Source organism: Rhizobium sp. ERR 1071, from assembly GCF_007828675.1.
Taxonomy (GTDB): Bacteria; Pseudomonadota; Alphaproteobacteria; order Rhizobiales; family Rhizobiaceae; genus Rhizobium; species Rhizobium dioscoreae.
Map to the genome: position 1 here is coordinate 753,696 of NZ_VITM01000002.1, position 14,067 is coordinate 767,762.

Here is a 14,067-nt window from a genome sequence, read left to right on the forward strand (position 1 = left end):
GTCTGTCCGCTCTCCCGCTTAGGGCGTGAATGCTGTTTCAGATGTATCGGATACGGGTTTGGAAGCAAAGCGCCGCTCGCGCCAGAGAATATAAAGCCCCGAGCCGATGATGATGAGGATGCCGAGCCATTTGATCGCATCCGGGAAATTGTCGAAGACGAGCCAGCCGAAGATCGTTGCCGAAACGATCTCGAAATACTGCAGCGGCGCGAGCGTCGAAGCTTGTACTGCGCGATAGGCATAGACTGTTAGGATGCCGGAGGCGGCCGCAGTCGCGCCGACGCCGAGCAAATAGAGCATTGCTGTCAGATCTGGAATAACCGGATAAAGGATTACAGATCCCGTCGCCTTGCCGATGCCAAGCAAGATCAGACTGAAGCCTATACCCCATAGTCCCGTTTGGAACTGCAGCGGCCACGCATCTTCGGTGTGGGAGACGACGCGCGTGATCATCACATAAACCGCAACGCAGAGTGCCGTGACGACGGGCAGCAGGGCAACGAAACCGACTTCCTGAAAGCTCGGCTGGATGATCAGCATGGCACCAAGAAAGCCGACTGCGCAGGCCGTGTAACGACGCCAGCCAATGGTTTCCTTGAGGAATATACTGCTGAGGATGGTGAGCATCATCGGCTCGACGAAAAAGATGGCAATGGCATCGGCCACTTCCATGACTTGCAGCGCGGTCACGAACGAGACCATGGACAGCGTTAAAAGGGCGGCGCGGATCGCGTGCACGCCGCTATGGCGCCACGACCATACGCCCCACTGTCCGCGCAAGGCCATCATGGGCAGGGCAAAGAGCGACTGAAAGATGAAGCGTGCAGCGGTGACTTCCGCCGGCGGAATGGTGGTTGCCGCGAGTTTGGAGAAGATATCCATGACCGGCGAGAGGACGACGGATAAAAACATCATCGACAGGCCGAAGGTCAGCTCAGATTGCTGCAATCGGACCGAGGAGCCGCTGGGGGTGTTCATTGCAGAATTTCCTTGAGAATCAGGTCTTTGCTACCGCCGTTCTGCACCAGTCGGCAAAGCGGGAGATAGCTTCCTCGGCACCGATTTCGTTAAGCGTCTCGTGCCGCATGTCGGGATAGATCTCGGTGGTGATACGAGAGAAGCCGGCTTTTTTCAAATGCTTTGCCAGCCAGGAAATCGCTTTCGCATTGTCGGTTGCCGGATCCTTGCCGCCGCCGACGAGATGAATCGGCATATCGCGGCGGAGACGATCGAGATGCGCCTTCTGTGGTGCGCGGAAGGTAAGTTCGAACAGGTCGAGCCAGAGCGAGACCGAGGCATCGAAGCCGCAAAGCGGATCAGCGATATATTTGTCCACCTGCCCAGGAATACGCGAGAGCCAGTCGAAATCCGTGCGACGGTTGCTGATCGATTTACCCCAGGTGCCGAAGGTCAGTTTCGGCAGCGGCCCGCTCGGGACGTCCGATCCCTTGAACATGCGCTCCGTTTTCAAGATGAGCTGGGCGGCGCGGCCGGCGAGTCCCGGATTAAAATTGGAATTCCAGACGGTGACCGCATCGAACTTGTCCGAATGCGTGACGACGGTGTTCAGGCTGATCAATCCACCCATGGAATGCCCGAAAAGGATGATCGGCAGGCCGGGATGGGTACTTGCGGCAAGCTCGCGCATGGCGAGCACATCGGTGATCACCTGTTCGACACCATTTCTCCGGGCAAAGCGGCCGATCGGCGCGTCAGGGGCGGTGGTCTCGCCATGGCCGCGATGATCGTGGGCATAGACATGGAAGCCTTGGCCCGCCATCGCATCGGCAAAGGCCCCGTATCGGCGGGAATGCTCGGCAAGACCGTGCGATATCAGCAGGACGCCGCGAGCATCGGTTGCCGCCGGCAAATGATGGTAGGCAAGGGTAGCGCCCGTCGGACTTTTCAGGCGCTTCGTCTCGGCGAACATATATTCGTTCCTCCCCAGTTGGACGAAAGGTTATCATCCGCCCGATTGCAATGGATAGGTAGTAAAGCTCACAGAAATAAATCTTTCCGAGCGCTGCGATTCAGGATTGCGCCCGCTCGCTCAAACTGCTTATTTGTTCCTATAATGTTCTAGTTGGAGGTACGCATGAAGCAGTGGCTTCGGGTATTTACGGTTGTGCTCGTTTCGGTCGGGGCGGCGGCAAGCGCTATGGCGCAGGAGCATAGCCGTGGACGGACGCGCTTTATCCTGGCGGCAAGCTGGGAGCCGGCATTTTGTCAGACGAACCAGAAGAAGGCGGAATGCCGAAACCAGTCGTCGAACAATCATGACGCGACGAATTTCTCCCTGCATGGTCTCTGGCCGATGCGGCAGGAATATTGCGATGTTTCCGAGGATCTGAAACAGGCGGATCGTGGCCGTGACTGGAAGGACCTGCCGGCGGTACAGCTTTCCCAAGACGTGAAGGTAAAGCTTGACAAGGTAATGCCGGGCACACAGTCGGGCCTGGAAAGGCATGAATGGATCAAGCACGGCACCTGCACGAAGCTGAGTGCGGATCAATATTTCTCCATCGCCGCTGGCCTGATCGCCGAGCTCAATACATCTGCTGTGCGCGATCTCTTCGCGCAAAATATCGGCAAGGAGCTGGATGCCGAGAGCATCAAGGCTGCTTTTGACCAGAGTTTCGGCGAGGGCGCCAATGCCCGCATCAAGATGAGCTGCCGCCGTGTTGGCGATGTCAGGATGATTTCAGAGCTGACCATCGGCCTCTCGGAGGATGCGATCGATCCGCAACAAGGCAGTGAGCTGCGGCTCGCCAAACTGATCCAAGGTGCCGGCAGCACCTCCTTCGGCTGCGACCGGGGCGTGGTGGACGCGGCCGGCTTCTGAGAAAATACGGCTTTTCTGACGCGGATAATGCCCTCGGACGAGGTTTCGCCGTTGCCCGAGGGCAGGGTTTCCCCTACATAGCGGCACAACTCGCAACGCTATTCGTCCGTGGAGCAACCCAAGCTATGGCACGTCAGTTCATTTATCATATGGCCGGTCTGAATAAGTCCTATGGCGCCAAGAAAATTCTCGAGAATATCCATCTCTCCTTCTACCCCGATGCCAAGATCGGTATTCTCGGTCCGAACGGTGCAGGTAAGTCGACCGTGCTACGCATCATGGCCGGCCTCGACAAGGAATATACCGGCGAAGCCTGGCTCGCGGAAGGCGCCACCATCGGCTATCTGCCGCAGGAGCCGCAGCTCGATCCCAACAAGACGGTTTTCGAAAACGTCATGGAAGGCGTTGCCAAGAAAACCGAAATCCTCAATCGCTACAACGAATTGATGATGAACTATTCCGACGAGACGGCGGAAGAGGGCGCTAAGCTCCAGGACATCATCGACAGCCAGAACCTCTGGGATCTGGAAAGCCAGGTGGAAATGGCGATGGACGCATTGCGCTGCCCGCCGCGCGATGCCGAAGTCACCAGCCTTTCCGGCGGTGAGCGCCGCCGTATCGCACTTTGCCGCCTGCTTCTCTCGCAGCCGGACCTGCTGCTGCTCGACGAACCGACCAACCATCTCGACGCTGAGACCATTGCCTGGCTGGAAAAGCACCTGCGCGACTATCCGGGTGCAGTGATGATGATCACCCACGACCGCTACTTCCTCGACAATGTTACCGGCTGGATTCTCGAACTCGACCGCGGCCGCGGCATTCCATACGAAGGCAACTACTCCGCCTATCTGCAGGCCAAGGCCAAGCGCATGCTGCAGGAAGCCCGCGAAGAAGCTGGCCGCCAGAAGGCGATCAGCCGCGAACAGGAATGGATCGCCTCCAGCCCCAAGGCCCGTCAGGCCAAGTCCAAGGCGCGTATCAACGCTTACGAACAGCTGGTCGATGCTGCTGAAAATCAGCGTCCCGGTGATGCGCAGATCATCATTCCGGTCAGCGAGCGTCTCGGCCAGGTGGTGATCGAGATGGAGGGCATCACCAAGGGCTTCGAAGGCCGTACGCTGATCAACGATCTGTCGATCAAGCTGCCGCCCGGCGGCATCGTCGGCATCATCGGCCCGAACGGCGCCGGCAAGACGACCCTGTTCAAGATGATCACCGGCCAGGAAAAGCCGGATTCCGGCTCGATCCGCATCGGCGAGACGGTGCATCTCAGCTATGTCGACCAGAGCCGCGACGCGCTTGATGGCAATAAGACGGTATGGGAGGAAATCTCCGGCGGCGCCGAAATCATCAAGCTCGGCAAGTTCGACATGAACTCGCGCGCCTATTGCGGCGCCTTTAACTTCAAGGGCGGCGACCAGCAGCAGAAGGTCGGCAGTCTCTCTGGCGGCCAGCGCAACCGCGTGCACCTGGCCAAGATGCTGAAGTCCGGCGGCAACGTGCTTCTGCTCGACGAACCGACCAACGACCTCGATACGGAAACGCTGGGGGCGCTGGAAAGCGCGCTCGAAAACTTCGCCGGCTGCGCGATCATCATCAGCCACGATCGCATGTTCCTCGACCGCCTGGCCACGCATATCCTAGCCTTTGAAGGTGACGGCCATGTCGAATGGTTCGAAGGCAATTTCGAAGATTACGAACAGGACAAGGTCCGCCGCCTCGGTCCCGATGCTCTCAATCCGGGCAGCCAAGCACACAAGCGCCTGACACGATAAGTTTGCTGTCTTTCCGTCATGGGGAACCCCGGCACGTCCGGGGTTTTTCTTTGCCTTGGGATAGGGCGCAGATATTCCCCAGCCGACAAAAACTAACAGATTTCCGACGCCCGGCCGGCGTCTTCGGTGATTAGCCCTTGCAGAGTTCATTCAAATCACATAAAGATATCTTTATATCTTGATTGGGTGCGAAATGACGGATCTGGTTAAACTCGGCTTGGATGACGTAGTAGACGTGCTGAAGGCGGTCGGCGAGCCGACTAGGCTGCGTCTTCTGGCGCTTCTCGCTGCCGGCGATCTCACGGTGACTGATCTTACCGAAATACTTGGCCAGTCGCAGCCGCGCATTTCCCGGCATTTGAAGCTGCTCGGTGAAGCCGGTCTGATTGATCGTTATCAGGAAGGCGCCTGGGCTTACTTCCGGCTGAAGCAGGAGGGCAAGGCCGTGACGCTGGCCCGCAGCCTGCTGCGCCATACCGCCGAAAAGGATACGGTGCTGCTGCGTGACGGGGAACGTCTCGCCTCCGTAAAGCGTGTTCGCGCCGAGCGCGCCCAGGCCTATTTCAGCCGGAATGCCGCCGAGTGGGATGAGTTGCGTCGCCTCCATGTCGCCGACGAGGATGTCGACAAGGCGCTGATCGATCTCATCGGTCCGCAGCCGATCGACTCCTTCCTCGATCTCGGCACGGGTACGGGCCGGATGCTGCAGCTCCTGGCCGGCCACTATCGCCGCGCCGTCGGCATCGATGCCAGCCGGGACATGCTGGCCGTTGCCCGCGCCAATCTCGACCGGGCCAATATCACCGCCGCCTCGGTGCGGCATGGCGATATTTTCAACCTGCCGCTCGAGCAGCAGGATTTCGATCTCATTACCATCCATCAGGTGCTGCACTTCCTTGATCAGCCGGAGGTTGCCATTAATGAGGCGGCGCGAATGCTGCGGCCCGGCGGCCGGCTTGTCATCATCGACCTCGCGCCGCACGGGCTTGAATATCTGCGTGACGAGCATGCGCATCTGCGTCTCGGCTTCTCGCATCAGACCATGTCGGATTGGCTGAAACTGGCGGGGCTGGATGTGGAGCGCGTGCAGGATCTTCATTCGGGGAGGGAAGGCGGTCAAGCGCTGACCGTGACCATCTGGCTGGCGCGCGACCCGCGGTTGCTGATTGCGTCCGACCAGGGCCACCAGTCATCCCCCATCTTTGCCGGGAGAGTATGATATGTCTTCGAGCTCAGAAAGCCATAACGCGGGTATCCGCATCTCCTTTGAGTTCTTTCCTCCGAAGTCGGAGGAGGCCGAGCAGCAGCTGTGGAACACCGTCGAGGAGCTCAGCGATTGGGACGTTGAGTTTGTTTCGGTTACGTATGGGGCAGGCGGTTCGACCAAAGCGCCGACGCTTTCTGCCGTGCGTAAGATGATCCATGAGACGCCGTTCACGACCGCATCGCATCTGACCTGCGTCGGTGCCACGCGTGAGGACACGCATCGGGTGATCGACGAGTTTCTGGCTACCGGCGTTCGCCGTTTCGTCGCGCTGCGCGGCGATCCGCCGGGTGGTGTCGGCGCGGCCTATCAGCCTCATCCGGGCGGCTATGCCAATGCTGCGGAACTGGTGCAGGCTTTGCGCGAGCGCGGCGATTTTGATATTTCCGTCTCTGCCTATCCTGAAAAGCATCCGGAAAGCCGCGATACGGCAGCCGATATCGATATGCTGAAGCGCAAGGCGGACAATGGTGCCGACCGGGCCCTGACGCAGTTCTTCTTCGATAATGATGCCTTCGAGCGTTATCACGATCGCGTTCGCGCCGCCGGCATCAAGATTCCCGTTGTGCCGGGCATCATGCCGATCCAGAACCTGACGCAACTCAAGCGCTTCGCCGGCGCCTGCGGCACGAATATTCCGACCTGGCTGGACGAGCGTTTTGATGGTTTGGACGAGGATGTCGAGGAGCGCGCCAAGGTCGCAGCTGATGTCGCCGCCGAGCAGATCCAGGATCTGGTGCGCCGTGGTATTCACGAGTTTCATCTTTATACAATGAACCGTTCGGCACTGGTTTCCGCCGTGCTTGAACGGCTGGGCCTTGAGCGCAAGGTGGATGCGCGGGCCGGGGCGGCCGCCTAAAGTACGTCGCGCGAACTCATGAAAAAGCGCATGTCCGGCGGGGCATGCGCTTTTCTAATGAAACAGAGGTTTTGTTAGCTTTTCGGAGTTTGGTCGTTTGCGTATTTCGCCGAAGCCGTCAGATGAAGAGCATCGTCACGACGAAAGCGAAGGCCGCACCGACCACTAGGACGTTGATGGATCGCGTTAATCCCATGTCTTCCTCCTCAGTCAGCCGTTAAATTTTATGTCGAAAATGTGTTGCTTGGAAAGAACATTCGATGCTGCGACGCGGTATCGAATTCGCGGTGTGATTCACGAGCTTTCGGCAACATTTTGATATTGCGTCATAAATGTCGATTGCTGGCTCGATGACGGGCTGTGAATAAATATTAATATGTTGTGACTGCGGACCATCTGAATGGAGCAGGAGATCATATTTCCCGCGTTTTGACGCCGCGTTTCATCCACATGAAAAGCCGCCCATCGAGGACGAGCAGACCTGCGGCGATGAGCAGCATGCCAGCGATTTCGGTCGGCCCCATTCGCTCGCCGAGAAAGAGGAAGCCGAGCAATAACGCGCTCGGCGGCACGAGCAGAGTGACGAGGGAGGTGTTGGTGGCGCCTGCAAGTTCGATGATGCGAAAATAGAGGATGTAGGCGAAAGCAGTCGACAGCAGCGCCAGGCCGAGAATGGCTGCAATTGCCGTCATCGGCGGGGTGGCGAGCGCCCAAGGCTGGTCGATCATCAGCGCAACCGGCAGCATGATGAGCGAGGAACCTGTCAACTGGCCCGCTGCCACAACCGGCGGCGCGATGCCCTTGAAGCGTTTGGCATAAATCGCTGCGAATCCGTAGGAGATTGCTGCCAAGATCGGCAATATGAGTGCCCAGAAGGGTACCGAGCCGCCGCTGGTAACGCTCGGTCCGAGCAACACGATCGTTCCGAGAAGGCCGGTGAGGCAGCCGACTAGCTTGGCCGATGTCAGGCGCTCATCCGTTGTCAGTTGATTGCCGATCAACACGGTCCACATCGGCGTCGTCGCGTTCATGATGGATGCGAGCCCGGCACCCATTTGCGTCTGGCCGCAGAAGATCAGCGTATGCGGTATCGCATTGTTGATTAAGCCCAGCAGCAAAAATTGCGGCCAATAGCGGCGCAGGGACTGATAGATGTTGAGGCGACCAGCCAGATAGAGATGCAATGCCACGGCTGCCAGCGAAAGGCGCAGAAAGACGAGCGTGAAGGGCGGCACATGATGAACGGCGATACGGGCGAAGAAGAACGAACCACCCCAGATCAATCCGAGCAATAGCAGCAGGCCCCAGGTCGAGGCGTTCATTCGATGTTGGCCGTTCATGGCATTCTCCTCTTTCGATGCATCTAAACCGGAAGAGTGCGGGTTCTCCACCCGTTTCTTGCTATTTTGCTCATGGGCGTGAGGGGAGCAGATACAAAAAAGGCGGCCTGGAGCCGCCTTTTTCGATCGATATATGGAGGAAATCAGAGTGCGTTGAGCAGTGCTGTCGTTGCCCAGCCATCGGCCGGCATACCCAGGCGGAACTGTTCCTTCTGGATCGCGACACGCGTGCCGGAGCCGAGGATGCCATCAATCTTGCCGACGTCGTAGCCGCGGGCCACGAGCTTAGTCTGAAGCGCCTTCATGTCTACATCGTTCAGGCCCGGCTCGGGATTGCCCTTGTTATAGGGCGGGGCGCCGGCAAAGCGCGTCGCGAAATAGGCGGCCGAGGTCGTGTAGATAAACGACTGGTTCCAGCCGAGATAGGTATTGTAGTTCGGATAGGTCAGGAAGGCAGGCCCCTTGCGACCCTGTGGCAGGATGAGAGCAGCCGGCAGGGAGCCGAAGCTCGTATTGCCGTCGCGGGGGGTGACGCCGAGCTTGAACCAATCGCCCGCGGTCAGCGGGCCGCCGATGCCGGATTTTTCCCAGGGAAGATTGTCCGGAACCGTCACCTCCTGCAGCCAGGGCTGACCGCGCTGGAAGCCGAGATGCTGGAGGAATCGCGCTGTCGTCAGAATGACGTCAGGTGCGCTGGTCTTGAGGTTGACATGGCCGTCGCCATCGCCATCCGTGCCATAAGCGATGATATCGGGCGGCAGCATTTGTGTCTGGCCGATTTCGCCGGCCCACGCACCCGTCGTCGTTGCCGGGTCGACATCGCCGCGCTGGACGAGCTCGATCAGCGCGATCAGGCGCGGGCGGAAGAAGTCCGGCCGGCGGCAATCATGCGAGAGAGTGACCAGCGCGTTGCGGGTGTTGAAATTGCCCTGGACGGCGCCGAAATCGGTTTCCATCGCCCAGAAGGCGGTGATGACGCCGGGAGGCACGCCATAGTCCTGTTCGGCCTTGGCGAAGACGTCGGCATATTGCTTCATCTTCTGGCGGCCGATGTCGAGGCGACCCTGGCTGACGGTGCGCTGGGAGAATTCGAGGAAGGTTTGACGGAAGACGCCCTGGCTGCGGTCCATTGCAAGAACCTTCTGGTCGATCTGGGCGCCGGCGAGCGTCTTGTCGGCGGCTGCAGCATCCGCGCCATCCGCAATCGCTTCGGCCTTTACGCCGGCCAGAAATGTCGTGAGATCGCCGCCGCAGGCTACTTTTGGAGTGGCATCGCTACTCGCGGGCGGCACTGTTGCAGGAGCCGCGCTTTGAGCCAATGCCGTACCGGTCATGGCTGAGGCGAAGAGCAACGCGAGAGCGCCGCGTCGAATGGTGTGACGATCCATGAGCGATCCTTCCTAGTGATAGAATAGGGTCGCTTTCACAGAAGATTGTGACATAAGCAAGAGTGAAATGGGCTCAGTATTAAGAATTTCCCTGCTTCTCTACTGCGGCCACCCAGTTTTGCCAGTTCTGCTCAGAACCGCCGAAAACATTGATGTCTGTCGGGCCTTTGATCCCCGGAATGACCCCCGTAGATGTGTATTGCCAGAAAGCCCAGTTGCGACCTGCGTAAGTCTCTTTCGGATGCTTGGCGACGGATCGGACCCAGAAATGATAGTCCTGGAAATAGCCGACTAGATTTTCACGATGGAAGTCGACCGAAGTATAGATGATCGGGCGCTTGCCGTAATAGGCCTGCAGGCGATCCATAAAGCGCTTGATCTCGCTACGTACCGTCTCGGGAGCTGGTCTGGTCTTGCAGGTGGGGGAGCCAGGATTCCATTCGACGTCGACGACGGGCGGAAGCGCCATGGCATCCTTCGGCACGTTGCGGATGAACCAATCGGCCTGCTCATCGGCCGTCGAGCAGAAATAGAAGAAATGATAGGGTGCATGCAGAAGTCCCGCGGCGCTCGCTTCATTCCAATATTCGGTGAAGCGAGGGTCGATCCGGTCCTTGCCCTCCGTCGCCTTGATGAAGACGAAGGCGACACCGGAGCCCTTAACCGCTTTCCAATCGATATCGCCCTGCCACTTGGAAATATCGATGCCATGGATGGGATGGCGCTGCGGGTGATCGCGGCCGAAATCCTGTGGCTTCGTATCGGCGAACCTGGTCTTGGGGAGAGCCGCCGTCGACAGGGCGTCGTAGCCCGTCGTGCAGCCGGTCAAGGCAAGAGCGAGCGGCAGTAGGCATGCCAGAAGCCGGCGCATAGATATCCTGTTATGGCGCGAGTGATCTTGCTGCCCCAAGACTTGGCTTCCGTAATATGGTCCCCGAGAATCCGAAAGAGCGGCAGACCATACCGTTGCCAGCTGGTCTTGCCACTTTATTCACCATATCAACGTAAAAAATGCGTTATCTTCAAGCAAATTCTTATGCTTGGTGTCTTACGAGGCCGGATTTTGCGCTGGAATCCATCGGCACTTAGGCGGCGTGCCGTGCCGCCACGGCTCGCCAGGCGTAACCGCGGCCGATTCTTTCGGTTTTCACCGACATGCCTCGCGCTGCAGCCTTCTCTTCGAGCACCGTCAGAAGATCGGCGCGCGGAGTGACGTGGAATTTCTTCAGCCAGCCTTTGAGCATGGCGCGGAACCAGCCCGGCAATCCCTCCTGCTGGCCGAAATCGACGATGTGAAGCTCGCCGCCCTGCGCGACTGCGTCGAGCGACGCGTCGATAGCCCTTGTCCAGTCGGGGATCATCGAGAGCGCGTAGGAGATCATCACACGGTCGAAGCCATCGGTGCCGAAATCGGCGGGTGAAAAGGCTGTAGCGTCGGCGACGCGAAAATCCGGCATCTGTTTCAGGCCACGGAAGTTACTGCGTGCCGAGATCAGCATTTCCTGCGAGATATCGAGGCCATAGAGGTGAGCGGACGGGAAGCGCCGATAGGCGAGCAGCATATTGCGGCCTGTGCCGCAGCCCACTTCCAGGAGGGAGCCACCGACGGGCACATTCAGCTGTTCGATGGTCCGATCGCGGCCGAACAGGTAATATTTGCGGGTCAGATCATAGATGTGACGCTGATAGCGGTACATGCCGTCCATCAGCTTGGCGTGGTTGTTCGCGCTGGTTTCTATGCCTGTATCCGCCTGGCTCACGCTTTTTTTCCGTAGATATGGAAGCCGCCGTAGATGGCCGAACGGTCACGGGTGTTGAGTTCCTGTGAGCGTTCTTCGAAATAGACCCACTGATCGCGGATCGCTGGAGAGAGGCGGCCCTCAATGATGCTCTTTTCGGCGGCGGTGCGGAAGATGACGCGGGCGTCTTCGCGCGCCGTGCGGGTAATCTCCGCCCAGAGGCCATTGAGCTGCTCATCGGTCATCCAGTCCTGCGCATCGAGCAGGACATAGCGATCGCGCGAGGCTGCCGGCTTCGAAGCGAGAAGCTCGGTGAAATTGGCGTGATGGACGCTCACACGATCGGCATTGGCGCGAATCGCCGCATAGTGCTCCGGCTTGAGATAGGTGGGCAGGGGGCCTTGGTGCTGGGCAGCGTAGCGTCGCGAGAATGCCTGCCAGGCGAAGTAGTTGTCACGCATCGGGAAGTGACAGGCTAGCTTTTCCAGGCGGTGTTTCAGCACGGCGGAAATGGAATCGTCACCGGCCAGGCTTGCAAGTTCGTCATATTGCTGTGGCGGGATGCCGAGGCCGAAGAGCGAGCTCTTGCGGCCGAGCAGCCAGCGGACCGCTCGCTTGTCAAAGATCGGAGCGATCTCCTCTTCAAAGAACTGACGCTGCTCGCGCATCGTGCGGGCTTCCGTCATCTTGTCGAGGCGGACGCCGTGCAGGCGTGCCAGTATATGGGCGGCGCCAATGAACCGGCCGAGAAGACCGGTCTTGTAGATATTGCGATTGAAGACCGTGATGCGGCGGCGGCCATAGAGATCGCGACCATTCCAGTAGTCCGCCGTTGCCGCGTCGAGGCGAGGCGCGATGAACTTATCGTAGGCCTGGCTATTGGCCGCAATGCCGGGCGTTCCGAAGAAGCGCACCAGGTCCGCATGGCCGGGAAGCAGGCGGAAGGCTGCAAGCTTCAGCTTGTTCAGGGCAATGTGGTGGCGATTGAGATCGACGACATCGATGGATGCGGGATTTTGCGAGAGGTAGGCGAGCATGTTGCAGCCGCCCGAACCGATGGTGACGATGCGATGATGCGCCTGCAGCTCCATCGCCTCCATATCGATATCCGGATCCTCCCAGATCTGCGGATAGACAAGGCCAGAAAACAGCATTCCGAACAAGCGCTCGGAGAGACCCGCTTTGGACAATGCCTTGTGCTGCAGCAGAGCGTCCTTGAGTTTCCGGTTCTTTTGGAGACCGGCATCCGGGGCGAATTCCGTCATCTGAGTCTTGTCACCGATTTGTGAAGATCAGGGCGTTTAACCCGGCAATGCTACAGTCTGATGACGCGGACTGTTGGCAGATCCGGCGGAAAAGCATCCTTGCACATATTTAAGGAGCCCTGACACCATCATAGGTCTTTCATCTTGCTGCGTTTCCTGATTGTCTCCGCCTACCTTTCTGGAGGGTATGTAATATGCGTTTGATATCGAGAGTGATCGCGGCTCTGGTTGTTCTGCTGCTGATCATTGTCGCCGGCGGGGCCGTCTGGCTCTCTCTTTACCCGCCGGAATTACTGAAGGTTGGCGATGGCTACGCGGCAAAGATCGTCTGCTCCAATACATTCGTGGCCAAACGGGACCCGGACAAGGTGATGGAGGAGGATGTGCAGGCTCCCGGCAATCCGGCATTGAAGCTCATTCGCGTCTATGTCGACCGGGACGAGGGCGTGGTCACGGCCCGCTTCCTTGGACTGTTTGCGCCGAACCGTGCGCTCTATCGGGGGGCGCTCGGCTGCGCGCTGGTGCCGGACGGTGATCTGCAGGCGGCCCGCAGCGCCGTCTTCCTCAACAAGGTCAAGGCGCCGAAGAGCGACGCTGAGTGGCCGGATGGGGATACGGTAAACCTCGGTCAGGGCGATGTCGGGAAGAAGCTCGCCGATATCGTATCGAATCTGGATCTCGCCGGGCCTGCCATGCGCGCGATCGTTGTCGTCAAGGACGGGCGCATTGTCGCCGAGTCCTATGGCGATGGCTTCAGCAAGGCAACGCCGCTGATCGGCTGGTCGATGACCAAGACGGTCAATGCCGCCATCATCGGCCGGCTCATGCTGGCCGGGCGTATGTCCTTCGACGATCAGAATCTTCTGCCGCAATGGAGCGTGGACCCACGCAAGGATATCAAGCTCAGCGATCTTCTTGCCATGGAGAGCGGCCTTGCCTTCAACGAATCCTATGGCACTGTATCAGACGTTACACGCATGCTCTATCTCGATCCGGACGTGACCAGTATCGCAGCCAACGCGCATCAGTTGGCTGCGCCCGGCGAGCGTTTCAGCTATTCCAGCGGTACGGCAGCGCTGCTTTCGCGCCTCTGGATGAACCGGCTGCCCAATCTGAGCGCTGCCATCTCCTATCCGCGCGAGGCGCTTTTCGGGCCGCTCGGCATGTACAGCGCCGTTTTCGAGGCCGATGAGCGCGGCACCTTCGTCGGCAGCTCCTATCTCTATGCCAATGCCCGGGACTGGGCGCGCTTTGGTCTCTTTCTGCTGCAGGATGGGGTCTGGAATGGGCATCGCCTGCTGCCGGAAGGCTTTGTCGGCGCCATGCGCACGCCGACAAAGGCTTCCGAGGGCGTTTACTCGCAGGTTCAGGCCTGGCTTGCAGGCCCCGGCGGCTCCAATGCGCAATTTGGCCTGCCTGCGGATACCTTCTGGATGACCGGTCACGACGGCCAAACGATCGCAATCGTCCCGTCGGCCAATCTCGTTGTCGTGCGGATGGGGTTGACGCCGACCTGGGCGTATTATCGACCGCAAATCCTGGTGAAGCGGATCATGGATATAATAAAGCCGGCCACGAACTAGGCCGGCTTCTCA

At 59.1% G+C, this 14,067-nt stretch carries 12 protein-coding genes; 5 read left to right on the plus strand and 7 right to left on the minus strand.

Going from position 1 to position 14,067, the window contains the following annotated elements:
• Positions 1-18: 18 nt before the first annotated feature.
• Positions 19-978 (minus strand): DMT family transporter, encoded by a 960-nt coding sequence (locus tag FBZ99_RS08990; protein ID WP_113351947.1) that lies wholly within the window; start codon positions 976-978, stop codon positions 19-21.
• 19 nt (positions 979-997) lie between these two features.
• Positions 998-1,930: an alpha/beta hydrolase gene (locus FBZ99_RS08995; protein ID WP_113351948.1), complete on the minus strand. Its 933-nt coding sequence runs from the start codon at positions 1,928-1,930 to the stop codon at positions 998-1,000.
• A gap of 165 nt (positions 1,931-2,095) precedes the next feature.
• Between FBZ99_RS08995 and FBZ99_RS09000 the strand changes: the two genes are divergently transcribed.
• The 4 genes from FBZ99_RS09000 to metF all read left to right on the plus strand — a co-directional run bounded on the left by FBZ99_RS09000 (position 2,096) and on the right by metF (position 6,740).
• A complete protein-coding gene (locus FBZ99_RS09000; RefSeq protein WP_113351949.1) occupies positions 2,096-2,842 on the plus strand; it encodes a ribonuclease T2 family protein in 747 nt (248 codons plus the stop codon).
• Between the two features lie 125 nt (positions 2,843-2,967).
• Positions 2,968-4,617, plus strand: a complete 1,650-nt coding sequence (ettA, locus tag FBZ99_RS09005; RefSeq protein ID WP_069612556.1) for an energy-dependent translational throttle protein EttA — start codon at positions 2,968-2,970, stop codon at positions 4,615-4,617.
• Positions 4,618-4,810: 193 nt separating this feature from the next.
• On the plus strand, positions 4,811-5,836 hold the full coding sequence (locus tag FBZ99_RS09010) for an ArsR/SmtB family transcription factor (RefSeq protein WP_113351950.1): 1,026 nt from the start codon (positions 4,811-4,813) through the stop codon (positions 5,834-5,836).
• Position 5,837: 1 nt separating this feature from the next.
• Positions 5,838-6,740 carry a methylenetetrahydrofolate reductase [NAD(P)H] gene (gene metF, locus FBZ99_RS09015; protein ID WP_113351951.1) on the plus strand — a complete coding sequence of 301 codons (903 nt, stop codon included), beginning with the start codon at positions 5,838-5,840 and terminating at the stop codon, positions 6,738-6,740.
• Between the two features lie 413 nt (positions 6,741-7,153).
• Here the strand turns inward: metF and FBZ99_RS09020 are convergent, their stop codons facing one another.
• From FBZ99_RS09020 to FBZ99_RS09040, 5 genes are all read right to left on the minus strand, one after another.
• Entirely contained in the window at positions 7,154-8,080 is a 927-nt protein-coding gene (locus FBZ99_RS09020; RefSeq protein WP_113351952.1) for a DMT family transporter, read from the minus strand.
• 143 nt (positions 8,081-8,223) lie between these two features.
• Positions 8,224-9,468 carry a lytic murein transglycosylase gene (locus FBZ99_RS09025; RefSeq protein ID WP_069612552.1) on the minus strand — a complete coding sequence of 415 codons (1,245 nt, stop codon included), beginning with the start codon at positions 9,466-9,468 and terminating at the stop codon, positions 8,224-8,226.
• 79 nt (positions 9,469-9,547) lie between these two features.
• The gene (locus tag FBZ99_RS09030; protein WP_113230490.1) at positions 9,548-10,339 is read right to left on the minus strand and encodes a glycoside hydrolase family 25 protein; all 792 of its coding nucleotides are present in this window, start codon (positions 10,337-10,339) and stop codon (positions 9,548-9,550) included.
• A gap of 214 nt (positions 10,340-10,553) precedes the next feature.
• Positions 10,554-11,228, minus strand: a complete 675-nt coding sequence (locus FBZ99_RS09035; RefSeq protein WP_113351953.1) for a class I SAM-dependent methyltransferase — start codon at positions 11,226-11,228, stop codon at positions 10,554-10,556.
• Positions 11,225-12,472, minus strand: a complete 1,248-nt coding sequence (locus tag FBZ99_RS09040; RefSeq protein ID WP_113351954.1) for a DUF3419 family protein — start codon at positions 12,470-12,472, stop codon at positions 11,225-11,227. Before FBZ99_RS09040 ends, FBZ99_RS09035 begins: the two co-directional genes overlap by 4 nt.
• Before the next feature lie 194 nt (positions 12,473-12,666).
• Here FBZ99_RS09040 and FBZ99_RS09045 point away from each other — a divergent pair, with 194 nt between their 5' ends.
• Positions 12,667-14,055 carry a serine hydrolase domain-containing protein gene (locus tag FBZ99_RS09045; RefSeq protein WP_113351955.1) on the plus strand — a complete coding sequence of 463 codons (1,389 nt, stop codon included), beginning with the start codon at positions 12,667-12,669 and terminating at the stop codon, positions 14,053-14,055.
• The last annotated feature ends 12 nt before the right edge of the window (positions 14,056-14,067 follow it).

What these genes read in the sequence shown, in the direction of transcription:
- FBZ99_RS08990 (WP_113351947.1), bottom strand. Translation starts at nt 978, where the DNA reads ATGAACACCCCCAGCGGCTCCTCGGTCCGATTGCAGCAATCTGAGCTG.
- FBZ99_RS08995 (WP_113351948.1), bottom strand. Translation starts at nt 1,930, where the DNA reads ATGTTCGCCGAGACGAAGCGCCTGAAAAGTCCGACGGGCGCTACCCTT.
- FBZ99_RS09000 (WP_113351949.1), top strand. Translation starts at nt 2,096, where the DNA reads ATGAAGCAGTGGCTTCGGGTATTTACGGTTGTGCTCGTTTCGGTCGGG.
- ettA (WP_069612556.1), top strand. Translation starts at nt 2,968, where the DNA reads ATGGCACGTCAGTTCATTTATCATATGGCCGGTCTGAATAAGTCCTAT.
- FBZ99_RS09010 (WP_113351950.1), top strand. Translation starts at nt 4,811, where the DNA reads ATGACGGATCTGGTTAAACTCGGCTTGGATGACGTAGTAGACGTGCTG.
- metF (WP_113351951.1), top strand. Translation starts at nt 5,838, where the DNA reads ATGTCTTCGAGCTCAGAAAGCCATAACGCGGGTATCCGCATCTCCTTT.
- FBZ99_RS09020 (WP_113351952.1), bottom strand. Translation starts at nt 8,080, where the DNA reads ATGAACGGCCAACATCGAATGAACGCCTCGACCTGGGGCCTGCTGCTA.
- FBZ99_RS09025 (WP_069612552.1), bottom strand. Translation starts at nt 9,468, where the DNA reads ATGGATCGTCACACCATTCGACGCGGCGCTCTCGCGTTGCTCTTCGCC.
- FBZ99_RS09030 (WP_113230490.1), bottom strand. Translation starts at nt 10,339, where the DNA reads ATGCGCCGGCTTCTGGCATGCCTACTGCCGCTCGCTCTTGCCTTGACC.
- FBZ99_RS09040 (WP_113351954.1), bottom strand. Translation starts at nt 12,472, where the DNA reads ATGACGGAATTCGCCCCGGATGCCGGTCTCCAAAAGAACCGGAAACTC.
- FBZ99_RS09045 (WP_113351955.1), top strand. Translation starts at nt 12,667, where the DNA reads ATGCGTTTGATATCGAGAGTGATCGCGGCTCTGGTTGTTCTGCTGCTG.